25 protein-coding genes are annotated in these 23,231 nt (G+C 62.7%); 9 read left to right on the plus strand and 16 right to left on the minus strand.

The window, feature by feature from the left end; genetic code table 11:
* Positions 1-147: 147 nt before the first annotated feature.
* The 8 genes from UP10_RS05420 to UP10_RS05455 all read left to right on the plus strand — a co-directional run bounded on the left by UP10_RS05420 (position 148) and on the right by UP10_RS05455 (position 7,347).
* Positions 148-573, plus strand: coding sequence for an organic hydroperoxide resistance protein (locus tag UP10_RS05420; RefSeq protein ID WP_044537911.1), 426 nt, complete (start codon positions 148-150; stop codon positions 571-573).
* Positions 574-741: 168 nt separating this feature from the next.
* Complete coding sequence (locus UP10_RS05425; RefSeq protein WP_044586340.1) at positions 742-1,944, plus strand: CaiB/BaiF CoA transferase family protein; 1,203 nt, start codon at positions 742-744, stop codon at positions 1,942-1,944.
* Positions 1,945-2,140: 196 nt separating this feature from the next.
* Positions 2,141-3,460: a sn-glycerol-3-phosphate ABC transporter substrate-binding protein UgpB gene (gene ugpB, locus UP10_RS05430; RefSeq protein WP_044586341.1), complete on the plus strand. Its 1,320-nt coding sequence runs from the start codon at positions 2,141-2,143 to the stop codon at positions 3,458-3,460.
* Between the two features lie 64 nt (positions 3,461-3,524).
* Positions 3,525-4,406: a sn-glycerol-3-phosphate ABC transporter permease UgpA gene (ugpA, locus tag UP10_RS05435; RefSeq protein ID WP_044586342.1), complete on the plus strand. Its 882-nt coding sequence runs from the start codon at positions 3,525-3,527 to the stop codon at positions 4,404-4,406.
* On the plus strand, positions 4,406-5,254 hold the full coding sequence (gene ugpE / locus UP10_RS05440; protein ID WP_044586343.1) for a sn-glycerol-3-phosphate ABC transporter permease UgpE: 849 nt from the start codon (positions 4,406-4,408) through the stop codon (positions 5,252-5,254). The genes ugpA and ugpE overlap by 1 nt, the downstream gene beginning before the upstream one ends.
* A gap of 16 nt (positions 5,255-5,270) precedes the next feature.
* Positions 5,271-6,350, plus strand: a complete 1,080-nt coding sequence (locus tag UP10_RS05445; protein ID WP_044586344.1) for a sn-glycerol-3-phosphate import ATP-binding protein UgpC — start codon at positions 5,271-5,273, stop codon at positions 6,348-6,350.
* Between the two features lie 251 nt (positions 6,351-6,601).
* Positions 6,602-7,027 carry an Hsp20 family protein gene (locus UP10_RS05450; protein ID WP_044537917.1) on the plus strand — a complete coding sequence of 142 codons (426 nt, stop codon included), beginning with the start codon at positions 6,602-6,604 and terminating at the stop codon, positions 7,025-7,027.
* A 50-nt stretch (positions 7,028-7,077) separates the two neighbouring features.
* Positions 7,078-7,347 carry a BQ00720 family protein gene (locus UP10_RS05455; RefSeq protein ID WP_044537918.1) on the plus strand — a complete coding sequence of 90 codons (270 nt, stop codon included), beginning with the start codon at positions 7,078-7,080 and terminating at the stop codon, positions 7,345-7,347.
* A gap of 127 nt (positions 7,348-7,474) precedes the next feature.
* On the opposite strand, the gene UP10_RS05460 is transcribed toward UP10_RS05455, so the two are convergent.
* The 9 genes from UP10_RS05460 to UP10_RS05500 all read right to left on the minus strand — a co-directional run bounded on the left by UP10_RS05460 (position 7,475) and on the right by UP10_RS05500 (position 16,323).
* Positions 7,475-7,759, minus strand: a complete 285-nt coding sequence (locus UP10_RS05460; RefSeq protein ID WP_044586345.1) for a hypothetical protein — start codon at positions 7,757-7,759, stop codon at positions 7,475-7,477.
* A 12-nt stretch (positions 7,760-7,771) separates the two neighbouring features.
* Complete coding sequence (locus UP10_RS05465) at positions 7,772-7,987, minus strand: hypothetical protein (protein ID WP_044586346.1); 216 nt, start codon at positions 7,985-7,987, stop codon at positions 7,772-7,774.
* Positions 7,988-8,068: 81 nt separating this feature from the next.
* Entirely contained in the window at positions 8,069-8,311 is a 243-nt protein-coding gene (locus UP10_RS05470; protein ID WP_044537920.1) for a hypothetical protein, read from the minus strand.
* A 59-nt stretch (positions 8,312-8,370) separates the two neighbouring features.
* Positions 8,371-9,669 carry a glycoside hydrolase family 130 protein gene (locus tag UP10_RS05475; RefSeq protein ID WP_044586347.1) on the minus strand — a complete coding sequence of 433 codons (1,299 nt, stop codon included), beginning with the start codon at positions 9,667-9,669 and terminating at the stop codon, positions 8,371-8,373.
* Between the two features lie 33 nt (positions 9,670-9,702).
* Positions 9,703-11,988, minus strand: coding sequence for a glycosyltransferase family 4 protein (locus tag UP10_RS05480; RefSeq protein ID WP_044586506.1), 2,286 nt, complete (start codon positions 11,986-11,988; stop codon positions 9,703-9,705).
* Between the two features lie 262 nt (positions 11,989-12,250).
* A complete protein-coding gene (locus UP10_RS05485) occupies positions 12,251-12,523 on the minus strand; it encodes a hypothetical protein (RefSeq protein WP_044586348.1) in 273 nt (90 codons plus the stop codon).
* A 217-nt stretch (positions 12,524-12,740) separates the two neighbouring features.
* Positions 12,741-14,279, minus strand: a complete 1,539-nt coding sequence (locus UP10_RS05490; RefSeq protein ID WP_044586349.1) for an AMP-binding protein — start codon at positions 14,277-14,279, stop codon at positions 12,741-12,743.
* Between the two features lie 61 nt (positions 14,280-14,340).
* The gene (locus UP10_RS05495; protein ID WP_044586350.1) at positions 14,341-15,471 is read right to left on the minus strand and encodes a DUF5938 domain-containing protein; all 1,131 of its coding nucleotides are present in this window, start codon (positions 15,469-15,471) and stop codon (positions 14,341-14,343) included.
* Between the two features lie 48 nt (positions 15,472-15,519).
* Entirely contained in the window at positions 15,520-16,323 is an 804-nt protein-coding gene (locus UP10_RS05500) for an SDR family NAD(P)-dependent oxidoreductase (RefSeq protein ID WP_044537925.1), read from the minus strand.
* 333 nt (positions 16,324-16,656) lie between these two features.
* On the opposite strand from UP10_RS05500, the gene UP10_RS05505 reads away from it, so the two are divergent.
* Positions 16,657-17,274: a TetR/AcrR family transcriptional regulator gene (locus tag UP10_RS05505; RefSeq protein WP_050043575.1), complete on the plus strand. Its 618-nt coding sequence runs from the start codon at positions 16,657-16,659 to the stop codon at positions 17,272-17,274.
* 71 nt (positions 17,275-17,345) lie between these two features.
* Here the strand turns inward: UP10_RS05505 and UP10_RS05510 are convergent, their stop codons facing one another.
* From UP10_RS05510 to UP10_RS05540, 7 genes are all read right to left on the minus strand, one after another.
* Positions 17,346-17,690: a HepT-like ribonuclease domain-containing protein gene (locus tag UP10_RS05510; RefSeq protein ID WP_044586352.1), complete on the minus strand. Its 345-nt coding sequence runs from the start codon at positions 17,688-17,690 to the stop codon at positions 17,346-17,348.
* A complete protein-coding gene (locus tag UP10_RS05515) occupies positions 17,691-18,005 on the minus strand; it encodes a nucleotidyltransferase family protein (RefSeq protein WP_349643956.1) in 315 nt (104 codons plus the stop codon).
* A gap of 47 nt (positions 18,006-18,052) precedes the next feature.
* Positions 18,053-18,514, minus strand: a complete 462-nt coding sequence (ptsN, locus tag UP10_RS05520) for a PTS IIA-like nitrogen regulatory protein PtsN (protein WP_044586353.1) — start codon at positions 18,512-18,514, stop codon at positions 18,053-18,055.
* Positions 18,515-18,744: 230 nt separating this feature from the next.
* Complete coding sequence (gene hpf, locus UP10_RS05525; RefSeq protein ID WP_044586354.1) at positions 18,745-19,344, minus strand: ribosome hibernation-promoting factor, HPF/YfiA family; 600 nt, start codon at positions 19,342-19,344, stop codon at positions 18,745-18,747.
* Between the two features lie 180 nt (positions 19,345-19,524).
* Positions 19,525-21,171: an RNA polymerase factor sigma-54 gene (gene rpoN, locus UP10_RS05530; protein WP_044586355.1), complete on the minus strand. Its 1,647-nt coding sequence runs from the start codon at positions 21,169-21,171 to the stop codon at positions 19,525-19,527.
* A 91-nt stretch (positions 21,172-21,262) separates the two neighbouring features.
* The gene (lptB, locus tag UP10_RS05535) at positions 21,263-22,246 is read right to left on the minus strand and encodes an LPS export ABC transporter ATP-binding protein (protein WP_044586356.1); all 984 of its coding nucleotides are present in this window, start codon (positions 22,244-22,246) and stop codon (positions 21,263-21,265) included.
* A gap of 330 nt (positions 22,247-22,576) precedes the next feature.
* Positions 22,577-23,221: an LptA/OstA family protein gene (locus tag UP10_RS05540; RefSeq protein WP_044586357.1), complete on the minus strand. Its 645-nt coding sequence runs from the start codon at positions 23,219-23,221 to the stop codon at positions 22,577-22,579.
* Between the last annotated feature and the right edge of the window lie 10 nt (positions 23,222-23,231).

Genomic DNA, 23,231 nt, shown 5'->3' on the forward strand with positions numbered 1-23,231 from the left:
AGCTGTCACATTCCGCGTTCATTCTGGGCCGCCTGAAGCCGCGATTCAATTGCGAACAATTAAATGTGAGGCCATCTATTTTATATTGCATACAATCTAATTGCGTGCAATACATTATCCATCGAAACCAAGCCAAGGGAGACCACCATGTCTGTGAACGTGCTCTACAAGACCAGCGCCAAGGCCACCGGCGGCCGTGACGGCCATGCAGCGACCCTCGATGGCGCGCTCGACGTCAAGCTCACGACCCCGAAGGAGCTCGGTGGTGGCGGCGGCGCCGGCAACAATCCCGAGCAGCTGTTCGCGGCCGGCTACGCCGCCTGCTTCATCGGTGCCATGAAATTCGTCGCCTCGCAGGGCGGCCCCAAGGTTCCCGCCGACGCCGCGGTGACCTCGACCGTCGGCATCGGCCCGCGCGCGGCCGGCGGCTTTGGCCTGACCGTCGACCTCGCCGTCTCCCTGCCCGGCCTTCCCCACGCCGAGGCCGAGGCCCTGGTCGAGAAGGCCCACCAGGTGTGCCCCTACTCGAACGCGACCCGCGGCAATATCGACGTCAAGCTGACCGTCGTCTAAGTCAAGGCCGATCTCGGAAATCCATTACACGGAATGGCCCGCCCCACGGCGGGCCATTTGCGTTGCGGCGGCATGTGCCTTTGCACGCCAGCCCATTGCTGGCGCTAGCGAACACCGTTAGCTCTGGGACCCCTAATTGACGATCCCATCTGAGCGAAGGTTGCTTCCATGAATACCCCAGCGGCTTTGGGCGCGATGACCGGACTGCGCGTGATCGATCTGACGCGCGTGCTCGGCGGCCCCTACTGCACCCAGATCCTGGCCGACCACGGCGCCGACGTGATCAAGGTCGAACCGCCCGCCGGCGATGAAGTCCGCGACTGGGGCCCTCCGTTCCACGAGGAGGACGCCGCCTATTTCGTCGGCATCAACCGCAATAAGCGCTCGATCGGCCTCGATCTCGCCTCCGAGGGCGGCCGCGCCGTGCTGATGAAGATGCTCGAAACCGCCGACGTGCTGATCGAGAACTTCAAGCCGGGTACCCTCGACAAATGGGGCATCGGCAACGACGTACTGCGCGCCAAATTTCCGCGACTCGTGCATTGCCGCATCTCCGGCTTCGGCGCCGACGGCCCGCGCGGCGGCAATCCCGGCTATGACGCGATCATCCAGGCGATGACCGGCATGATCGCTGCGACCGGCTCGCCCGAGAGCGGACCGATGCGGATTGGCGTGCCGCTGGTCGACATCACCACCGGGCTCTATGCGGCGATCGGCATCCTGATGGCGCTGTCGGAGCGGCAGCGCTCGGGTCTCGGCCAATTCCTCGAGACCACGCTGTATGAGACCGGCCTTGCGATCATGCATCCGCACACCGCGAATTATTTCATGCATGGCAAGCCGCCGTCGCTGACCGGCAACGAGCATCCCAACCTCGTGCCTTACGCGATCTTCCCGACCAGGACCGACAACATCTTCATCGGCGTCGGCAATGACGGCACCTTCCGCAAGCTCGCCAAGGAGATCGGCAAGCCCGAGCTCGGCACTGATCCGCGCTTTGCCCGCAACAAGGACCGCATCGCCAACCGCGACGCGCTGCGCGCCGAGTTGGCCGCCGTGTTCAGCCAGCACGAGGCCGAGCCGCTGTGCAATCGCCTGCTCGCCGCGGGCCTGCCGGCAGGGCCGGTGCAGAAGATCGACCAGGCGCTGACCAACCCGCACACCATCCATCGCGGCGACGTCATCGAAAAGGATTGGTACAAGGGCGTCGCCTCGCCGATCCGGCTCGAGCGCACCAAGCCGAGCCTGCGCCGCACGCCGCCGAAGTTCAGCCAGCACTCCGCGGAAGTGCTCGGCGAGTTCGGCTACTCGAAGGACGAGATCAACGCCCTGGTCGACAAGGGCGTGGTCTGCCCCACGCGCAAGCGCTGATCGCACCTCTGATGCGGCGCAGCGTCACCCCTGACGTTGCGCCGCACGCGCGCGGCCGCAAGCTCCACTTTTTTACCGCTTCCCACCGACCTCGCTTCCCCCCTACGATCGGCTGGCTTATACGGTCATTTGAACGTCATCCGGCGCTGCTAGGCGCAACGGCTTATCGATGGCGATCCCAAGGGAGGAATTTTTGATGGGTTTTCGGCAATTTGGCGCTGCGGCAGCGGTCGCGGTCACACTGGCATTCGGCGCCTCGCCCGCGCTGGCCGTCACGGAAATCCAGTGGTGGCATGCGATGACCGGCGCCAATAACGACGTCATCGTCAAGCTCGCCAACGACTTCAATGCCGCACAGAGCGATTACAAGGTCGTCCCGACCTACAAGGGCAGCTATCCCGATACGATGAACGCCGGCATTGCCGCGTTTCGCGCCGGCAGCGCGCCGCACATCATGCAGGTGTTCGAGGTCGGCACCGCGACCATGATGGCCGCTACCGGCGCCGTCAAACCGGTCTACAAGCTGATGGCCGACGCCGGCGAGAAGTTCGATCCCGGCAACTATCTGCCCGCGATCACCGGCTACTATTCGACCTCAAAGGGCGAGATGCTGTCGTTCCCCTTCAACTCGTCGTCGACGGTGATGTGGGTCAATCTCGACGCGTTCAAGAAGGCCAACATCGCCGAGATTCCGAAGACCTGGCCGGAGGTGTTCGATGACGCCAAGAAGCTGAAGGCGGCCGGCTATGCCACCTGCGGCTTCTCCGGATCCTGGGTCACCTGGGTCAATCTCGAGCAGCTCTCGGCCTGGCACAACGTGCCGCTCGCCAGCAAGGCCAACGGTCTCGACGGCTTCGACACGGTGCTCGAATTCAACGGCCCGCTGCAGGTCAAGCATCTCGAGAACCTGATCGAGCTGCAAAAGGACAAGACCTACGACTACGCCGGCCGCACCAACACCGGCGAGGGCCGCTTCACTTCCGGTGAATGCCCGATCTACCTGACCTCGTCGTCGTTCTTCGGCAACGTCAAGGCGCAGGCAAAGTTCAACTTCACCGCGGCGCCGATGCCCATTTATCCCGACGTCAAGGGCGCGCCGCAGAACTCGATCATCGGCGGCGCCTCGCTCTGGGTGATGGGCGGCAAGTCGGCCGAGGAATACAAGGGCGTGGCGAAATTCCTGACCTTCCTGTCGGACACCGACCGTCAGGTCTGGATCCACAAGGCCTCGGGCTATCTGCCGATCACCAAGGCCGCCTATGCCAAGGCCAAGGAAGAGGGCTTCTACAAGGACCAGCCCTATCTCGAGACCCCGCTGCTCGAGCTGACCAACAAGGAGCCGACCGAGAATTCCCGCGGTCTGCGCCTCGGCAACATGGTGCAGCTGCGCGATATGTGGTCGGAGGAAATCGAGCAGGCGCTGGCCGGCAAGAAGACCGCCAAGCAGGCGCTCGATGCCGCCGTCGAACGCGGCAACCAGATGCTGCGGCAGTTTGAAAAAACCGCCGTTCACTGAGATGACACACTAGACCGATGACCCGGCAGGCCGCATCATGCGGCCTGCCATTTTTCAAGATGTCATGCAAAAGCAATCCGTTTTCCAATCAAAGCTGTTGCCCTACGCGCTGGTTGCCCCGCAGCTCGCGATCGTCCTGATTTTCTTCTACTGGCCGGCCGCGCAGGCCGTGATCCAGTCGTTCCTGCTGCAGGACGCCTTCGGTCTTTCGACGACCTTCGTCTGGTTCGAGAACTATCTCGAACTGTTCAAAGACGCGGCCTATTTCGAAGCGATCGTCAGAACCTTCGCGTTCTCGTTTGCGATCGCCTTCTCGTCGCTGTCCTTTGCGCTGCTGCTCGCGGTCATGGCCGACAAGCCGCTGCGCGGCGTCACGCTCTACCGCACGCTCCTGATCTGGCCCTATGCGGTGGCGCCGCCGGTCGTCGGCGTGCTCTTCATCTTCATGCTGCATCCCTCGCTCGGCGTGCTCTCGCGCTATCTGCGCGCGCTCGGCGTCGATTGGAATCCGCTGCTCGACGGCGACCAGGCGGCGTTCCTGATCATCCTCGCCGCCGCCTGGAAGCAGATCTCCTATAATTTCCTGTTCTTCCTCGCCGGCCTGCAGGCGATTCCGAAAAGCGTGTTCGAGGCCGCCGCGATCGACGGCGCCCGTCCGATGCGGCGGTTCTGGACCGTGACCTTTCCGCTGCTGTCGCCGACCATCTTCTTCCTTTTGGTCATCAACATCGTCTACGCCTTCTTCGACACCTTCGGCATCATCGACACGATGACCCGCGGCGGCCCCGGAAAATCAACCGAAACGCTGGTGTACAAGGTCTATTCCGACGGCCTGCTTGGCGGCAATCTCGGCTCCTCGGCCGCGCAGTCGGTCATCCTAATGGTCATCGTCATCGTGCTGACGGGAATCCAGTTCCGCTTCGTCGAACGCAAGGTGACCTACTGATGGTCGAGGAAGAAGGCATTCGCCGCTACGTCGCTCACGTCATCCTGTGGATCGGCATCGCGATCGTCGCGTTCCCGGTCTATATCGCCATCGTCGCCTCCACCCAGGACAACGCGGCGATCGCCAACGGCCAGATGTCGCTGTTGCCGGGCGGCCATTTCTTCGAGACCTACTACCAGACGCTGTTCGTGGGCACGAGCGGTTCGACCCGCGAGCCGGTCCTCAACATGATGCTGAATTCGCTGATCATGGCGATGATGATCGCAGTCGGAAAGATCGCGATCTCGATCATCTCAGCCTACGGAATCGTCTATTTCCGCTTCCCGTTCCGGATGCCGATCTTCTGGATCATCTTCATCACCTTGATGCTGCCGGTCGAGGTCCGCATCTATCCGACCTACAAGATCGTCGCCGACCTGCATCTGCTCGACAGCTACGCCGGCCTGTCGCTGCCGCTGATCGCCTCCGCCACCGCGACGCTTCTGTTCCGGCAGTTCTTCATGACGGTGCCGGATGAGCTGCTGGAGGCGTCGCGGATCGACGGCGCCGGCCCGTTTCGCTTCTTCTGGGATACGCTGCTGCCGCTGTCGCGCACCAACATGGCGGCGCTGTTCGTGATCCTGTTCATCCTGGGCTGGAATCAGTATCTCTGGCCGCTGTTGATCACCACCCGCGACGACATGCAGACCATCCAGGTCGGCATCCGCAAGATGATCACCACGACCGATGCGCTGACCGAATGGCCCGTGGTGATGGCGACCGCTTTGCTTGCGATGCTGCCGCCGATCTTCGTCGTCGTCGCGATGCAGAAATTGTTCGTGCGCGGATTGGTCGAGACGGAAAAGTAATTCCAAGAGAGAGTTCATGGCAAACGTCACGCTGCGCAACGTCCGCAAGACCTATCCCGGCGGCTTCGAAGCTATCAAGGGCGTCAACGTCGATGTCGGTGACGGCCAATTCTGCGTGCTGGTCGGACCAAGCGGTTGCGGCAAGTCTACGCTCCTGCGCATGGTTGCAGGCCTTGAAACTATTTCCAGCGGCGAGATCGATATCGGTGGCCGCATCGTCAACCAGATCGAGCCCGCCGATCGCGACATCGCAATGGTGTTCCAGAACTACGCGCTCTATCCGCATATGAGCGTCTACAACAACATGGCCTACGGCCTGCGCAACCGCGGCATGGCGGAGGCCGAGGTCAAGACCCGGGTCGATGAGGCCGCGCGCGTCCTCGAGCTGGCGCCGATGCTGGAGCGCAAGCCGCGACAGCTCTCCGGCGGCCAACGCCAGCGCGTCGCGATGGGCCGCGCCATTGTGCGGCAACCAAAAGTGTTCCTGTTCGACGAGCCGCTGTCGAACCTCGACGCCAAGCTGCGCATCGCGATGCGGGTCGAGATCCGGAAGCTGCAACGCCGCCTCAGCACCACGTCGATCTACGTCACCCATGACCAGCTGGAGGCAATGACACTCGCCGACATCCTCGTGGTCATGAACGGCGGCCAGGTCGAGCAGATCGGCAACCCGCTCGACGTCTACCAGAAGCCTGCGACCACCTTCGTCGCCTCCTTCATCGGGGCACCGCCGATGAATTTGATGCCGCTCGGCTCGGACGAGCTGAAATCCCAGATCGCAGGCCCCGATGGCGCCGGCATCCTCGGGATCCGGCCGGAGGATTTTGTCCTCTCCAGTGAGACCGCATCCGGCGGCGTCGCGCTCGACCTGACGGTCGAGGCGATCGAACATGTCGGCGCCGAGACCTTCGTCTATGGCAGCCGCCAGCGCGCGGAGCAGGGGGTCGCCGCCAACCCGGGCGAACTGCCGCCCGGCGAGGTGATCGTCCGGGTTCCCGGCGCCACCGGACCCGCCATCGGCGAACAGATCCGGGCGCTTGCCCCCCGCGACAAATTGCACCTGTTCACGGCTGACGGCCGGAAACGGGTCGGCTGAGAGTCCCGCACGTGGTCATCCCGGGCGGCACGCGCGAGCGGTAACTCCCCTTGATTCCGGCTCAGGCGCTCGGCCGGCCTGCCTGCCATGACGGAAAAGCAATGTTCAAGAGCAATTAAGCCTGATTCCTGAGATGCTTGAACCCCGTCCAAATCACCCCCATATTGACGATTGACCGGAGGCCAAACGGGCCCGCCGGTTGCATGGGGTGCCGCAAGGGCCCCTCAAAGTCGCTTCGAGAGGACTTTGTAATGTCTCGTGTTCCATCGTTGTCCAGTCCGTTCCTTCTAGGGTTCGACGAAATCGAGCGTGCGCTCGATCGGGTCGTGAAGGGCGCTGACGGCTATCCTCCCTACAACATCGAACGGTGTGACCGGTCCAACGGTGCACCCGAACGCCTGCGCATCACGCTGGCGGTGGCCGGGTTTACCCGCGACCAACTCGATGTGACCATTGAGGAAAACCAGCTCGTTATCCGCGGCCGCCAGCAGGACGACAAGGCCCGGCAATACATCCATCGCGGCATCGCCGCGCGCCACTTCCAGCGCACCTTCGTGCTGGCGGAGGGGATGCATGTGCTGGGCGCGGATCTGAAGAACGGGCTGTTGTCGATCGACCTCGCCAGGCCAGAACCTGAACGGGTCGTTAAGACAATCGCTATCAATGAGCACGAATAATAGAAACCAGGAGCGGACTCGACCGCTTATCTGACTGAGGAGTCGAGACCATGAGTGACATGAGCACCACCACCATCGAATCCGACAGCGTCACGCCGGAAGCACTGGCCCATCTGGGCGAGGGTCATATCGCCTATGTGAAGCAGGTCCGTTCCGAGGATGTGCCGGGACTGTTTCCCGAGGCACCCAAGATTGCGCCGGGCCTCAAGCTGTTTGCGCTTCACGCCGCCGACGGCACCCCGATCATGCTGACCGACAGCCGCGAAGCCGCCGTCGCGAACGCCTGGAGCAACGAGCTACAGGCCGTCAGCGTCCACTGAGCGCCGGCTGACAGTTCATCCGCGAGTTCAGATGCGCGGGCATGCCTCGACACCGGTCGAGGCGGCCCGCGCATTTTTTTGTGGGTGACCTGCGACGCGACAGAGCATGATGCGATCTGCTTCGCGATTAGCCCAAACCGACACGCGTCCTCAGGTCCGGCCTCTCGGTGAGCACCTGGACCAGCCAGGACACACATCGTTCGGCGGTGTCCAGGGCATCAGTTGCTGAAGCGTAGCTAACGCCCGAATAATACTGGACGGGCGTCCATTGCCCGGCATCTTCGATGTCCCGCCTGAATTCCTCGAATCCGTAGCTGCCATCCGATCTGGAAAACATATCCACGCATCTGTCGTGCTCGACATTTTCGATGCTGACGAAGACGGTCCATGACTTGTCGATGCGCTTCGACATGAAGCTCTCTTCTCAGCCTTTGTCGCCCTTTGACCCATCCAATGCAGAGTTTTCTCCGGCGATGGCGCGGTCGATGGCGTCGATCAGCGTTTGAAGCTCGACGAACTTGTTGCGTGCGCGTTCGGCCTTTTCACGATCAAACGGAGCCGCCAGCACTTTCGCGTGCGTGTCCCTGTCCTCGATCATGCGGCCACGGGCCTTCTTCAGTGTTTCAAGTCGCTCGTTCACCCGGGATCCTCCGCAATAGCTTGTCGCTTGCAACTTGGAGCATGATGACACGTCGAGGATAAGTCATCATCTCCTAACGACTCAATCGAAGGCAGCCGGGAGATCACCCTTCCGGAAGAACACCGTAGGCTCATCGTCATAATCGCCAAACTCGGGATCGCCGGTGGACGAGAACGCGACGACGGCGAGCTTGCTCAAAGCCAGTCTCTCCGCCGTTCGCAGAGCTCCACTTGCCGACTTGCAGACGATTGGAGAGTCGGGCTTCAGATATCCGCCCTTGCCCGCATTGAATGCCTGCACGACGTAGGTTGTTTCGCGGGCCATGAACGCTCCTTTGACCTGTCGGGAAACGCGGTTGACGCCAACGATTGCGAAAGCCGCGCTCAGCGTTTCATCGATTCCATAAGCGCGGAAATCTTGATGGTTGCGAAACTGGAGAAGGTGTCCGACACGGCATAAGGCAAAACAATCAGGTCATTGTGCCTCATCGCACCGCAGGTATAGACGACGTTGGGAACATAACCTTCGCGCTCGGATGGTTCAGGCCGCAACAGCGGCTCGCTCGAGCGCGCCAGCACCTTCGATGGGTCGCGCTTGTCGAGCAGCGCCGCCCCGATCGAGTATTTGCGGACCGGGCCGACACCGTGCGTCAGCAGCAGCCAACCTTCATCAAGCTCGATCGGCGACCCGCAATTGCCGATCTGGACGAACTCCCAGGGAAATTGCGGCTTCAGAATAGCCTGACCGTCCTCCCACGAGTAGAGGTCGCCCGAATAGATCAGATACAGGTTCTCGTTATCCTGTCGTGCGATCATGGCATACTTGCCGTCGATCTTGCGCGGGAACAGCGCCATGCCCTTGTTGCGCGCCGCAGCACCCCGCAAAGGCGACAGTCGGAACGACATGAAATCGCTGGTCTCGATCAACTCAGAACGGATCGCCCGTCCGCTGTAGGCCGTGTAGGTCGCGTAGTAGGTCTTCCGATCGCCGTCGGCAAATTCAACAAAGCGTACATCCTCGATGCCGTTGGACTGGGATTCGGTCACCGGAAAGATCACGCGCTCGCTTAGATCTTCCTCAGGCTTGAAGATCAATTCGACAGACTCGCCGTCCGGCCCGGAGACACGATTGGAAATCCGGGGAACCGAGGCGAGGCGAGCCGTCGGATCAACAGTCAGGCTGCCATCGGCCTCGATCGCTCCCGTTCGAAATGTCAGTGACGACACATGCCCTTCGCCGATCGCACGCAGGCTGATGATAACGCGCGTGCCGCCCTTCGGCGCATCAGATTGGTCGGGATGCGGCACGATGCTGGGATTGAACAAGGCGGAAGCTTCGAACGAATATTCGCTGAGAAAATAGGCGCCCACCAGCTGACGCTGGGTCTTCGAGAACACGCCGTGGGCCGCAAGAGCGTCTTCCATCTCATCCGCGCGGGCCTCGAAGGTCGCCAACAAATTCCGATGTCGACCCAGGAAATTATCCAGGACGTCGGCGAGCTGAGCGGCGACGGCCTCCGAATCGAGTGCGAGAACCCGGTCGACGATATGATTTGCGCGCATCTTGTCGGTCGGATTCAGATCGCGCGGTTCAGTCGTCGGCTTGAACGGCCGCACGATGACCCGTGCGGGATCGGGGCGCAAATAAAGCGCCTGCCGGTTCAGGAAGGTAGCTTGTGACACGGTATCCTCGGCTTGCTGGAATAGGAGTGAAATTCAGGCGCCCACAGCGCGCAAGGCAGCGGGCTTTGTCAGGCTGGTACTCACGCGCGCAAGCTGACGCATCTCGGCGAGTCCGAGGAGATAGCAAACAACCGACTCGCCCCCGCGGTTTTCATTGGCGCGATCGGGGTGCAATCCGTCGCGGCAACTCCCGGTGTGCGGATCGACCAGCGCCACGGACAGATCGTTGCTGCCGAGAAACCAGCCGAACGCGCGCGCTGCCATGGCCTTCCATTCGGAATCGCCGCTCGCGCGCCACGCCGTCAGGCAGGCGGCGATCGTCGCCGTCGCTTCGACGGGCTGCTGATCGAAGGCACGGGGCTGTTGCCGCTGCTCGCCGAAACCGGCGGTGCCGACCGGCCGGAAATGACCTGCCGGTGTCGTTTGTTGCGTCATGAGCCAGCGCAGAGACCGCAATCCGGCATCGAGGTATTTTGGCGTTTTCGTCGCCATGCCTGCAAGCATCAAGGCCTGCGGCAGTCGCGCGTTGTCGTAAGCGAGCCCGTCCTCAAACCACACCCAGTCCGGCGTCTCGACCGACGCCAGACAGGACATCAACCTGTCGGCGAGAGAATGCCGGACTTCCCTGGCGTGGAGATCGTCCAGAGCGACGACGCAATAAGCGTCCAGGCCCAGAAGCGCGAAAGCCCACGCTCGGGGCGAACGGAAGCTCTCCACGGTCGGCAATGCCTCGGCGAACAAGGCCGTGGCCCAGCGGCGCCGCGATGGACTTGCATCACTGCGCGCGGCCTCCCCCAAGGCCCATAGCGTTCGCCCGTGACTGTCTTCGGAGCCCCGGTCTTCAAGCCAGGTTCGATTGAAGCCCATGAAGTTGCGAAAATGCCTGGTGTCAGGGTTCCAAGCATGCTGCACGAAAGCCGCAAAGCGGGTCGTCAAGACATCGGGCAGCGGCTGTTCACCTGGATTGTTCAGCGCGCAGGCCAGCAGCAAGGCGCGAGCATTGTCGTCGACGCAATAGCCGTGCGCGCGATCGGGCACCGAATGGACCGCGTGCTGGTATAGGCCCGTATCGTCGCACATCGACAGGAAATGGCCGATCTGCATATCCGGCGGCGCGGGACCGCGTGGTTCCGGCGCGCCCATGTCGGAGCGCGCGAAGATCTTGGGCCGGTTCGCTTGCCGTGCATTCTCGAAGACGGACATGTAGCGCTCGGCGGTGCGCTCCCACGTCATCGTTCGGCTCGCGGCATAAGCGCGCCTGGACATCGCCTGCCGGCGAGCGTCGTCGGTAAGCAATTTTGCGATTTCGCTGCCGATCGCCGAAGCGTCGCCAAAAGGCACCAGAACGCCGCATCCGTCAGCCAGCAGCTCCCGTGCATGCCAGTAGGGCGTGGAAACGACCGGCTTGCCCAGTCCGAAGCTGTAGGCCAGGGTTCCCGACGTCATCTGCGCCTCGTTGAGGTAGGGCGTGACATAGACGTCGCACATCGAGATGAATTCGAGCAGCGTGGCGAGATCGACGAACCGGTCGAGAAACACGACGTGGTCGTCGATCCCGAGTTCGCGCACCCGCGCCTTCAGGCCCTCGCGATAGGCCTCGCCCTGGTTTCGAACCAAATTGGGGTGCGTTGCTCCGAGCACGACGTACACCGCATTCGCACAGCGTTTCAGGATCGACGGCATGGCGTCGATCATGACTTCAATGCCCTTGTTCGGTGACAGCAGGCCAAACGTCAGGATGACCGACTTTCGCTCAAATCCCAGCCTCGCCTTCGCTGCATCAGGCTCGACAAAGGCGACGTCGGGAATGCCGTGGGCGATGACCTCGATCTTGTCGTCCGGCACCCGATAGACGTCGCGCAATAGCTCGCGGCCCTTGTGGGCCATCACCACGACCTTCGACGACGCATCGACGATACGTTCCATCACCGTCCGTTGCTTGACCGTGGGATTGGCCAGCACGGTATGGAACGTCGTCACGACAGGCATGGTGAGGCGCGACAACAGCACGAGGATATGGGCACCGGCTTCACCGCCGAAAATCCCGAATTCGTGCTGCAGGCACACGGTGTCGAACTGACCGGCGTTGAGGAAATCCGCGGCGCGCGTGTAGTCTTCGATGTTGCCGTCTTTAATCTGAAAAGCGACCGCCGGAGGATAATCATAGGCTTGACCGCGATCGGTCATTGCCACGATGCGAGCCTCCAAATCCGGACACGACACCGATATCGCGTTCCGCAGGTCAGTCGTGAAGGTTGCAATTCCGCATCGACGAGGCAACGAGTTGCCGATAATGGCGATACGGCGGAGCGGCGTCATGCGGGCGATCTGTACCGAGGCATGCTCGATTGTCATGAATTGTCCTGACCCGTAACGCGCACGCCGAAGCGACATGCCGTTGGTCGATTTCGTTCGGGATATCTGGCGTGGCTAAGACATAGCGTGGCGAAGAAATGGCGCTTCGCGACAGGCGCTGTCGCAACGATCCGACTACGTCATCTCATCAAGTGGCTACTCGCGCACCCGATAGCAACCTTTGCGTAGGGCGGTACCCTCTCCGTCTCCCGCTTCCGCGCAGACCTCAACAACCGCGGCAGATATTCTTGAGCTTCGCCGCGATCCGGGCGTCTTCTGCAATCAACGGATCATTGTATGCGGCACGCGGCACGCTGTTATTGGCCGCTGGTGGCTCCTTCGGCTTCGGAGGATACGCAACGTCGTAACAGGCGAGACGCGGGCCCGTGCCTTCGATCGTGCGACAGTTCGGTTCTGCGGCGAGCGCGCCTTGCGCGAATGTACCGAGCGCGAATGCGACGACAAGCGTATTCATGTCGGCCAGACGAAATCGCGGCACGCACGCTCCTCCTCTTTGGCGGGAGCGTTTCGTTACCCTCAGTCACCGATCGAAGCCGTGGGAAGGACGGTGATGGCGCGACACTACGCCGACGTTCAGCGAATAGCGAGCTTTAAACGCAGTGCGATATCGAAGGCGATTTCGGCGTAACGGACCTGGTTTTTGTTTTGACGCGTTTTCTTTACGCGAACCGATATCCACTCCGCTCGAAAGCGCTCTAACTGCTCAAAAGGGCGGCGAGCCGCGCCCGGATGTCGGGCTTCAGCACCTTGCCGACTTTGGAGCGCGGAAGGTCGTCCCAGACCTCGATCTGCTTCGGCGCCTTGACGCTGCCGATCCGCTGCTTGACGAAACCGGCGAGCTCCGTCGCATCGATGCTGTGACCGGCGCGGGGTTGTACCACGGCGACGATCCGCTCGCCCCATTTGTCGTCGGGCAGACCGATCACGGCGCAATCCTGTACCGACTGATGGGCGCGCAGCGCATTCTCGACCTCGATCGAATAGACGTTGAAGCCGCCGGTGATGATCATGTCCTTGGCGCGATCGACAAGGAAGAGATAGCCGTCCTCGTCGAGGTAGCCGATGTCGCCGGTGTGGTGCCAACCATGTGTCGAGGCCTCGGCTGTGGCTTCGGGGTTTTTGTAATAGCCGTCCATCACCAGCGAGCCGCGCACCACGATCTCGCCGCGCTCACCCGCCGCCAGCAGATGGCCATCGCCATTCATGATGCCGGCCTGGACCAGCGGGCTGATCCGCCCGGCCGAGGCGAGGCGCTCCATCGCGATCGTGCCGTCCGGATTGTAATGCTCGTCGGGCGCCATGGTCGAAATCATCATCGGCGCCTCGGTCTGGCCGAACAGCTGAGCCATCGGCCCGATCCGTCGCAGCGCCTCCGCAAGCCGCGTCGCCGAGATCGGCGCCGCGCCGTACCAGAAGCATTGCAAGGAGGTGAGATCAGCCGAATCGAGATTCGGATGGTCGAGCAGCATGTAGATCACGGTCGGCGGCAGGAAGGTGTGCGTGACGCGGTAACGCGCGATCAGCGTGAGGAACTCGCCGATGTCAGGGTGGTGCATGATCACGATGCGGCCGCCGCGGGTCATGATCGGGAAACACAGTACACCAGCAGCGTGGGTCAGGGGCGCCAGCGCGAGATAGATCGGGCGGCCCTTGAATGGATAGCCGATTAGCGTCAGCGCGGTCATCGTCTCGATGTTGCGGCCCGACAGCATGACGCCCTTGGGCTTGCCGGTGGTGCCGCCCGTGCCCGGGATCATCGCGAGATCGTCGACCGCCGCGCGCTGGTAGTGATCGTTGGCGAGGCCGTTGAGCCAATTTTCGAACGATGGCGCGAACGGTAGCTCGGCATCGAGGCAGACCAGCGCGCGCAGCTTCGGCAGGTCGGACCGCACCGCCTCGACCATGGCGGCGAAGCTGGAATGAAACAGCAGCAGGCTGCAATCGAACGCGTCGAGGATGAACTTGTTCTCGGCGGCCTCGTTGCGCGGATTGATCGGGCACCACACAGCAGCCGCGCGCGAGATGCCGAACACGCAGGCAAAGGCGATCGGATCGTTGCCGGAGAGGATCGCGATTTTCTCGCCGGGCGCGACGCCGGAACGATCGAGCCCGCGCGCGATACAATAGCTCAGCTGCTGGACTTCGCGATAGCTGAGGTCGCGGCCATCCATCGTCAGGCATGGCGCATCGGCGCCGAGCGAGGCGCCTTTGTCGAGATAGTCGATGAAGCGCATGATCAATCCCCGCGGGACGGAAGCAGGTGGCGCGTATGATCGCGCCACCCACTTTGATGCTTCAGTCGTGCACGGTCAGGATCGGCTTGCTGACCAGGCCGAAGCTGCGCAACTGCCCGAGCAGCTCATGATGGCCGAACGCCTGGCAGCCGGAGGCGAATCCGACGCGCTTGGGCGGCTGCTGCAGCAGGTGCGCCGCGGCATAGGCCTGCATCAGGCCGGTCTGCTTGTAGTTGCTGTTGCCGTTGATGACGCAATGCGCGCGCCCCAGCGGACCGGACGCATACACCGAATCCATCGACTTGTTGACGCGCGGATTCTCGCGCGGCGGCATGCTGTTCATCACGCCGGCGGCGGTCTGCGCCAACGCGGCGTAGCGTTCGTCAGGCTTCATGTCCTTGGTCGCATCCAGCGCGGCAGCGACGATCTGCGGCACGGCCTGCATCAGCCCGCGGTTGAAGACGCCGCCCAGCACCTTCACGTTGGCCACGCGCGGATCGCGCTTGAACCACACCGGGTGCGAGGTGCCGCCCCAGGGCAGCGCCAGAGCCAGTTCGTGCTGGCCGGGGATGGCGAGGCTGTAGAGGCCGGCATCGGGCTGGTGCTCGACATACTTGTTCTGCTCCAGGTAGTAGGCCTTGGCCATCGCGGCGTTGACCAGGATGGTCGCCGTCGAGGCGATGGTCGGGCTGCCGCCCCAGAAGACGGCGATGTCCAGCGTGTCGAGGCCAGGCGTTTCCAGGCACAGCTGCGCGGCGATCTCGCCGGTGGTGTACATCTGCGCAATGCCCGGCGCCAGCAGCAGGCCGGCATTTGCAAACTTCGCGCCCCACTCCTGTTCGAGCGTGATCAGCCAGTCCTGCTCGCCGGTGGTGTCGGTGTAGTGGCATCTGGAAGCCCAACAGGCCTGCACCACCTCGCCGCCGAACTTGGCGAAGGGGCCCACTGTGTTGAGCACCACCGAGGCGCCATTGAACAATTCGGTCAGCGCGGCCACGGTGTGCGGCACCTCCACCACCTCGTAGTCCGCGGTCTCGATGCCGGCCACGTTCGCCTTCATTGCACCGTTGAGCTTCTCGGCACTGCGGCCGGCGGCGATGAAGGGAATGTTGTACTCGCGCAGATATTCGCACACCAGCCGGCCGGTGTAGCCGGAAGCGCCATAGACGATGACGGGCTTCTTCTCGCTCATTGCGATCCTCCAGAATGATTGTTGTCGTGTTGATTGTTACATGCCCAGCTACATACCCATGCCGCCGTCGACCGGCAGTCCGATGCCGGTGATGAAGCGCGCCTCGTTCGAGCAGAGGAACACTGCGGCATCGCCGATATCGGTAACCTCGGCGAGTCGGCCGAGCGGTGTCTGCTCGACCACAGAGCCGACTGCCGCGTTGATGTCGGCCGCGAGCCCGACCTGAACGATGTCGTTGGCGAGCTGCATCCCCATGTCGGTCGGAATCAAACCGGGATAGATGCAGTTGACGCGCACGCCGAAGCCGAGCTTGCCGGCTTCCATGGCCGCGACCCGGGTCATGCGATCGACCGCGGATTTGGTGCCCGAATAGACCGCGATGCTCGGGAAGGCGATGGTTGCCGCGACCGAGGAGATGTTGACGACCGCGCCGCCCTTGCCTGCCGGCCCGCCCGGCCGCATCGCGCGCAGTGCGTGTTTCATGCCGAGCACGGTGCCGACGATGTTGACGTTGCACATCCGCAGCGCGTCTTCCGCCTTGACCTCGCTGACCAGCGAGGTGATCTCGATGCCGGCGTTGTTGATCAGGATGTCGAAGCCGCCGAGCGTTGCGACCGTCGCGGCCACGGCCCTTTCCCATTGCGCGTCGTCGGTGACGTCGAGCTTGACGAAGCCGGTCTTCACGCCGGTTTTCGCGATCTCGCCGGCCGTGGTCTTGCCGACATCATCGAGAATGTCGCCGATCATGACCGCCGCACCAGCCTTTGCCAGCGCCTGCGCGATGGCCGCGCCGATACCCCGGGCGCCGCCGGTGATCAGGGCTGTCCTGCCTTCAAGGCTCTTTCCACTCATGACGTAGTCCTCCCTTTGCTGGTTGTTGATTGGTGCTGCGGTGATTGGCGGCATGTGCGGGTGGGCTGACGTGATCGCAGCCGAGCGCGGTGTCGGCGGAGCGCAGCATTGGCGCTTCCCGCGACGGATTTCCTCCCTGTTTCGGTGTCTTGACGACTGTCCAAATTATTGAACCGAGCCTCAGCCAGAAACTGGACACTTGTCAAGCGCCAATTTGACAAGTGTCCAAGAGAATGGTTGTGAGAGGATGGAGTGCGCCGCACGTGGCGCGGTATAAGTCGTTGCAAGAACGGCCGAGAGGGAATGCATTAGATGGCGCGGCAAGCGACGCGAGTGACTCAACGGGTGGCGGTGGCGACCGAAGTGCTGCGCGATGAGAAATTCAACGCGCGGCGGATCGAGCTTGCTGAAGCCGCGTTGGAAACGCTCGGGGAGCTCGGCTTCGCGCGCACCAGCCTGCGCGAGATCGCGCAGAACTCGGCGTTCACGCACGGCGTGTTTCATTATTACTTCAGCGACAAGCTCGACCTGATCTGCTGCTGCGTCCGTCACTACAAGGCGAAATGCGTGACGCGGTATGACGAGGTGGTGACATCGGCGCAAAGCCGCGACGAATTGACGGAAGGCTTCCTCGCCAAGCTCGCGGCGACGCTGCAGGACGAAGCCCGCATGCACCGTCTCTGGTACGATCTGCGCTCGCAGGCGATGTTCGAGGCAGCGTTCCGCAAGGACGTGCTCGAGATCGACAAGAGCCTGGAGGCAATGATCTGGCGGATTGCCTCGCGCTATGCCGAACTGGGCGGCACACGGCCGGCGTCATCTCCGGCCGCGCTCTATGCACTGTTCGACGGCCTGTTCCAGAGCGCGCTGCTCAAGCACCTCGCCAATGACGAGACAGCCGTCCCCGAACTGCTCGACGAAGTCCGCCGTCTGTTGCCGACAATCTGCTGAGCATTGCAACCTGCAACGAGCGACCGTGCTGGGTGTGCTACCCCCAAAGGCACAGCGGCTCTGGGTGCGCGCTATCTCAAGGATTCCCTGAGAACGAGCAACGCCACCTTGAGCGGCGGCAGATCGTCCTTCACTGCCTTCCAGATGATCGTGGCATCAACGCGCTGGTAGTCGTGGTGCAGAATATTGCCAATGCCGGCAATGTCCTTCCAGCGGACATCCTTATGCTGCGCTTTCAGATCGCCGCTGAGATGGCGGCTCGCTTCCGAAATGATTTCTATTCCGCGCTCGACTGCGGAACGCAGCAGCCATGAGCGCTCGTAGTCGCGGATTGTCTTGCCTACAAGCGCCTTATCGATCCCACGAATTGCTTCGAGCATATCGTGGATGCGCAGCAACGGCGTTCGCGCGATCATTCAGAAAACCCGCGTCGCCTCGGCCTCGATCTGCTTGCGTAGCAGCGGATGGAGCCCCTTGCGGGTGGTCAGATCGACCGGAACACCCAGGTTTTCCTCGAGCATTCGCTTGGCCGCGACCAGATCCAGGACGTTGAAACGTCCGCGAGGATCATAGTCGACGAAAAGATCGAGATCGCTCTTCGCCGTGGCCTTGTTGCGAGCCGTTGAACCGAACAGGTAAAGCGACGTGGCTCCGAGCGCCTTGAGATGGCGTCGGCCTGTCCGCGCAACCTTCTGAGTGCTTCGGTTCTCGTCATACCGCTGTTCTATCACGGCCGGCGCAATGCGAGCAAAAGGTCGTTAAGCTGGACCTGCGAGAGCTACGCCGCGCTCGCCGGCGGCAGCGCCAGCACCGAGTAGATCGCCTGCGCGTCACGGGAGGCACGCAGCTTCTTGGCGACGTCCTGGTCGCGCAGCAGGCGGGCGATCCGTGCCAGCGCCTTGAGGTGGTCGGCGCCGGCGCCTTCGGGCGCCAGCAACAGGAAGATCAGGTCGACCGGCTGGCCGTCCATGGCTTCGAAATCGATCGGGCGATCGAGGCGGGCAAACAGCCCGAACAGCTTTTCGAGCTTGGGCAGCTTGCCATGCGGAATCGCGACGCCGTAGCCGACGGCGGTGGTGCCGAGCTTCTCGCGCTGCAGCAGCACCTCGAAAACGGCGCGCTCATTCTGCCCGGTCAGGCTCGATGCGCGCGCGGCAAGTTCCTGCAGCGCCTGCTTCTTGCTGATGACTTTCAAAGTCGGGAGAATCGCCTCGGGTGCGACCAGATCGGTAATCGGCATGGGACGTTCCGAGGTGAATGAAACCGTCAGGTTGCGAAATAGGCGTTACAGCGGTGGTGTCAAGAATGTGTGGTGGGAGATGGCCTTAGCCCGGGTCCCGGTTGGCAGGGCTTCTACTCCAACGCATTGGCAGTGCCAACACCTGCAAACCCTGTTCCACCCCTTATCCCTTGGGGCGGCGGACCATAAGCAGGGCTGGCTTCCGCCGTCAATGCCATGCGTCATATATCTCAGGGGTTAACCGCCGGAGGGTCGACCCAGCCGACATTGCCGTCGGTGCGGCGGTAGATGACGTTCACCCGGCCGCTACCGCCGTGCTGGAAAACCAGGCAGGCGGCGCCGCTCAGGTCGAGCTCCATGACGGCTTCGCTGACCGACAGCCGCTTCAGCGCGGTGGTCGCCTCCGCAATGATCACCGGGCTGTACTCGGTGACCTCGTCGTCGCTCTCGGGCGCCTCGATGACATAGCTCGGCGCGTCGAGCCCGACCCCGTTCAGTTCGGCGAACGCGGTGGCGGCAGCATAGGTCTTGCGGGCCGAGCGGTCCTTCAACCGGCTCTTGTAGCGGCGCAGGCGCTTTTCGATCATCAACAGCGCCGCGTCGGCGCTGGCATAGGCGTCGGCCGCGTTGGATTCCGCTTCCAGCGAGATGCCGGAATCCAGATGCAGCGCGCAATCGGTCCGGAAGCCGAAGCCGTCCTTGCTCAGCGTGATGTGACCGGAATAGTTGCCATCAAAATACTTTCGCAGGACCTCGTCGGTGCGGTCGCCGACGCGCGCGCGAAGCGCTTCGCCGATGCTGATGCTCTTTCCCGAGATTCGAAGGGTCATTTGATGCCTCGATTGCTGGATGCCTCGATCACTCGCTTGCTGGAGCATGATGCTTTCGGAATGCGACGACCTGCCTTTCTGGATCACGCTGCAAGGAGAACAAGGGGAGTTGAGAGTATCGCGATTTGACGCGAACGCAACGAGTCGGTGATCCGGATCGGATCATGCTCAAAAAGTAACCTAAACTGCAGCCGTATCGCGCGACCGGTCCGGAGCGGAGGCAGGGGCCGAAAGGGCATTACCGAGCATGCTCTGTTTGTCACGGCGGCGCTGCACCGAGGACGGTATCCGCATCGCTTCGCGATACTTCGCGACGGTGCGGCGGGCAATATCAATGCCGGACACCCGCAAACGTTCCACGATCGTGTCGTCTGACAGGATTGCCGCCGGCGCTTCGCCGTCGATCAACTGCTTGATGTGGTGCCGCACCGCTTCTGCCGAATGCGCTTCGCCGCCGTCGGCGGACGCGATCGACGCGGTGAAAAAATACTTCAATTCAAAACTGCCGCGATTGGTCGCCATGTACTTGTTGGCGGTGACGCGCGACACCGTCGATTCATGCATCTGGATCGCGTCGGCGACCGCCTTCAGATTGAGCGGCCGCAGATGCGCGACGCCATGGGTGAAGAAGCCGTCCTGCTGGCGGACGATTTCGGTCGCGACCTTCAGGATGGTACGGGCGCGCTGGTCGAGCGCGCGCACCAGCCAGGTCGCGTTCTGCAGGCAATCGGTGAAGTACGATTTGTCACCGTCCTTGCGGATCGTCTTCGACAGCTCAGTGTAATAGGTCTGGTTGACCAGCACGCGCGGCAGAGTGTCGCTGTTGAGTTCGACATGCCAGCCGCCGTCGGGACCCGGACGCACATAGACGTCGGGCACCATGGTTTGCGTCTTCGCGGCGCCGAACTTCAGGCCGGGCTTCGGATTGAGCCGGCGGATCTCCGCGATCATGTCGGTGATGTCGTCATCATCGACGCCGCAGAGCTTTCGCAGACTGGCGATGTCGCGCTTGGCGAGCAGGTCGAGATGCTCGACCAGCGCCTGCATCGCGGGATCGTAGCGGTTGAGCTCGCGCAACTGGATCGCGAGGCACTCGCTCAGGTTTCGCGCGCAGACGCCCGGCGGGTCGAACTTCTGCAACGTCGCGACGACCTCGTCGACCGCCTGCTGCGACGCGCCGAGCCGTTCGGCGGCCTGGCCGAGATCGGCCGGCAGGTAACCGGCGTCGTCGACCAGGTCGATCAGATACTGCCCGATCATGCGCTGCGCCGGCGCCGAGAAGGCGACCGCGAGCTGCTCAGCGAGATGGTCGCCCAGCGTCATCTCGGCGGCGACGAAGGCTTCGAGATTGTAATCGTCGTCGCTGGAGGCGCCGCCACCCCATTCGGTGTAGACCGCCGGCGGCGCATCCTGCGCGGCGCGCGCGGCGGCTTCGGCGGGCTCTTCGGTGAAGACGTTGTCGAGGCCGGTATCCAGCGTCTGTTCGATCTCGGTGCGGGTCCCGAGGTCGCGGTTCATCCACTCCTCCTGGCCGGGCTCGAAGGCGTCGCCGCTGGCACCGCCGGCCAGGTCGCCACCGTCATCGCCGTAGCTCGTGGAACCGTCGCCATCGGCGTAGTCGGACCGCTCCATGGCGGGTTCGCCCGCCACCGGCGCCTCGGGGCCGTCAGCCCCCCGGTCGAGCAGCGGATTGCGTTCCAGCTCCTCCTCGACGAAGGCCGACAGATCGAGGTTCGACAGCTGCAGCAGCTTGATCGCCTGCATCAGCTGCGGCGTCATCACCAGCGACTGCGATTGTCGGAACTCTAGTCTTTGTGTCAGTGCCATGGAGGCAAGAACGGTCCCAAAAATTGGCTCGATTCTTGCTTATCCTACTCTTCAGCCGATGTACACGGCTTGACGGACCAGAAAGTTGCGCCTAGAGGCGGAATTCCTCGCCAAGGTAAAGGCGACGTACGTCCGGATCATTCACGATCTCATCCGGGCTGCCCTCCGTCAAGATTTCCCCGGCATAGACGATATACGCACGGTCGGTGAGGCCGAGCGTCTCGCGGACATTGTGGTCGGTGATGAGCACGCCGATGCCGCGATTGGTGAGATGGCGCACCAGATCCTGGATGTCGCCGACCGCGATCGGGTCGATCCCCGCGAACGGTTCGTCGAGCAGCATGTAATTGGGGCGCGTCGCCAGCGCGCGGGCAATTTCGACGCGGCGGCGCTCGCCGCCGGACAGCGCGATCGACGGGCTTTTGCGCAGGCGCGTGATGTTGAATTCGTCGAGCAGCGAATCCAGCTCGTGCTCACGCTTCTTCGCCGAGGTCTCGACGACCTCGAGCACCGCGCGGATGTTCTGTTCGACGGTCAGGCCGCGGAAGATCGAAGCTTCCTGCGGCAGATAACCGATGCCGAGACGGGCGCGCTGGTACATCGGCAGCTTGGTGACGTCGTGGCCATCGAGTTCGATCGCACCGCGATCGGCCTTGATCAGCCCTGTGATCATGTAGAACACGGTGGTCTTGCCGGCGCCGTTGGGCCCGAGCAGGCCGACCGCTTCGCCGCGGCGCACATAGATGCTGACGCCACGCACGACCTGGCGGCTGCCAAAACTCTTTTCCACGCTATGCACAGCCAGGTAGCCCGGCTTTTTGATCAGGCGCGGCGCGGTGGCGCCATTGCTCTTCGCACGCGGCTTGTCGGCGCGGGTTGGTTCGGGCGACGGCTGGGGTCGCAACTCGACGCCGGGAACCGCGGCGGCGCGCGCCATCGGCGGCGCATCACGCACCGGGCTCGCCAGCATATCGCCGTACGAATCGCCGAGCGCCGTGATGTCGTCGTGCGAGCGCGCAAATCCGGCACTGCGTTTCGCAGGGCGCCGCCGGAACATGCCGAGTAAATCCACCATCCCCGCTTCGCTTTAGCCCTCTTAAGGTGATCCCGCGACCTTGCCTGCGGACCAATTGATTCGCACGCGCACCTCGCCAACATGATCCGGAAAAGTGGATACCGGCTTTCCCCCGACAAACGCGAAACGCATTTGCGCGGCGATCATGCTCAAACAACGGCAAAGCGCGATATCAGCGCTTTGAATGACTGGATGCCCCTTGCTCCGGCCGACGCCACGATCCCCTCAGATGCGCCTCACAGCCGAGCCGCCCCAGTAGATACAGGCTCACGGGACGAGCTTCAACCTCGCGGCCGCGAGATATTATATAACATGCTGATATATATTGGTTTATTTTGATTTCCCGGGATTCGGCGAAGGCAGCGCGGATCCCGCCGCATTGCCACAATCCTGTCCCTGACCGACCAATGCCTGCACCTTGCCGCTGTCGGATTCCACGCGCGAGACGCCGGTGGTCATGTCGACCAGCAGCCGATCGCCGCGCACCACATTCTTGCACTGGGTCAGCACCACGCCGCCGAGCATGGTGATCAAATTGGCCCTGGTATCGAAGATCGCGGTCTCGCCGGTGACGACCTGATCCTTCTGGGTGACGACGACATTGCCCTTCGCCACCAGCCGCTTGATCGACGAGGCACCACCGGGACCGGGGGTCGCCGACTGCATCGGGGCGCCGCCCTTTGCGGCCTTGGCGTCCGCTGGGGGCGCCGGCGGCTGGGTGGATTTGTCCTCGTAGAACGCGACCAGCGTCTTCGAGATCATGGTGGTGTCGCCCTGCACCACCTTCACATTGCCGGCAAAGGTGGCCTCCTTCTTCTTGTCGCGCATTTCGAGCGAGGCCGCTTCGATCCGGACCGGCTGGTCGCGATTCTGCGCGAAGCCTTGCATGGCGTTCGGCACGGAGGCTGCGCCCTGCGCACGCGCCTCGTCGAACGCAATCAGCGCGAGGACGCAGATGGCGGCAAGAACGCGCAGAAAAGCCTCC

Source organism: Bradyrhizobium sp. LTSPM299 (assembly GCF_000938235.1).
In the GTDB taxonomy this organism is placed as follows: domain Bacteria; phylum Pseudomonadota; class Alphaproteobacteria; order Rhizobiales; family Xanthobacteraceae; genus Bradyrhizobium.

Coding starts and splice junctions, on each gene's coding strand:
- UP10_RS05420 (WP_044537911.1), top strand. CDS start 148: ATGTCTGTGAACGTGCTCTACAAGACCAGCGCCAAGGCCACCGGCGGC.
- UP10_RS05425 (WP_044586340.1), top strand. CDS start 742: ATGAATACCCCAGCGGCTTTGGGCGCGATGACCGGACTGCGCGTGATC.
- ugpB (WP_044586341.1), top strand. CDS start 2,141: ATGGGTTTTCGGCAATTTGGCGCTGCGGCAGCGGTCGCGGTCACACTG.
- ugpA (WP_044586342.1), top strand. CDS start 3,525: ATGCAAAAGCAATCCGTTTTCCAATCAAAGCTGTTGCCCTACGCGCTG.
- ugpE (WP_044586343.1), top strand. CDS start 4,406: ATGGTCGAGGAAGAAGGCATTCGCCGCTACGTCGCTCACGTCATCCTG.
- UP10_RS05445 (WP_044586344.1), top strand. CDS start 5,271: ATGGCAAACGTCACGCTGCGCAACGTCCGCAAGACCTATCCCGGCGGC.
- UP10_RS05450 (WP_044537917.1), top strand. CDS start 6,602: ATGTCTCGTGTTCCATCGTTGTCCAGTCCGTTCCTTCTAGGGTTCGAC.
- UP10_RS05455 (WP_044537918.1), top strand. CDS start 7,078: ATGAGTGACATGAGCACCACCACCATCGAATCCGACAGCGTCACGCCG.
- UP10_RS05460 (WP_044586345.1), bottom strand. CDS start 7,759: ATGTCGAAGCGCATCGACAAGTCATGGACCGTCTTCGTCAGCATCGAA.
- UP10_RS05470 (WP_044537920.1), bottom strand. CDS start 8,311: ATGGCCCGCGAAACAACCTACGTCGTGCAGGCATTCAATGCGGGCAAG.
- UP10_RS05480 (WP_044586506.1), bottom strand. CDS start 11,988: ATGACGCCGCTCCGCCGTATCGCCATTATCGGCAACTCGTTGCCTCGT.
- UP10_RS05490 (WP_044586349.1), bottom strand. CDS start 14,279: ATGCGCTTCATCGACTATCTCGACAAAGGCGCCTCGCTCGGCGCCGAT.
- UP10_RS05495 (WP_044586350.1), bottom strand. CDS start 15,471: ATGAGCGAGAAGAAGCCCGTCATCGTCTATGGCGCTTCCGGCTACACC.
- UP10_RS05500 (WP_044537925.1), bottom strand. CDS start 16,323: ATGAGTGGAAAGAGCCTTGAAGGCAGGACAGCCCTGATCACCGGCGGC.
- UP10_RS05510 (WP_044586352.1), bottom strand. CDS start 17,690: ATGATCGCGCGAACGCCGTTGCTGCGCATCCACGATATGCTCGAAGCA.
- ptsN (WP_044586353.1), bottom strand. CDS start 18,514: ATGCCGATTACCGATCTGGTCGCACCCGAGGCGATTCTCCCGACTTTG.
- hpf (WP_044586354.1), bottom strand. CDS start 19,344: ATGACCCTTCGAATCTCGGGAAAGAGCATCAGCATCGGCGAAGCGCTT.
- rpoN (WP_044586355.1), bottom strand. CDS start 21,171: ATGGCACTGACACAAAGACTAGAGTTCCGACAATCGCAGTCGCTGGTG.
- lptB (WP_044586356.1), bottom strand. CDS start 22,246: ATGGTGGATTTACTCGGCATGTTCCGGCGGCGCCCTGCGAAACGCAGT.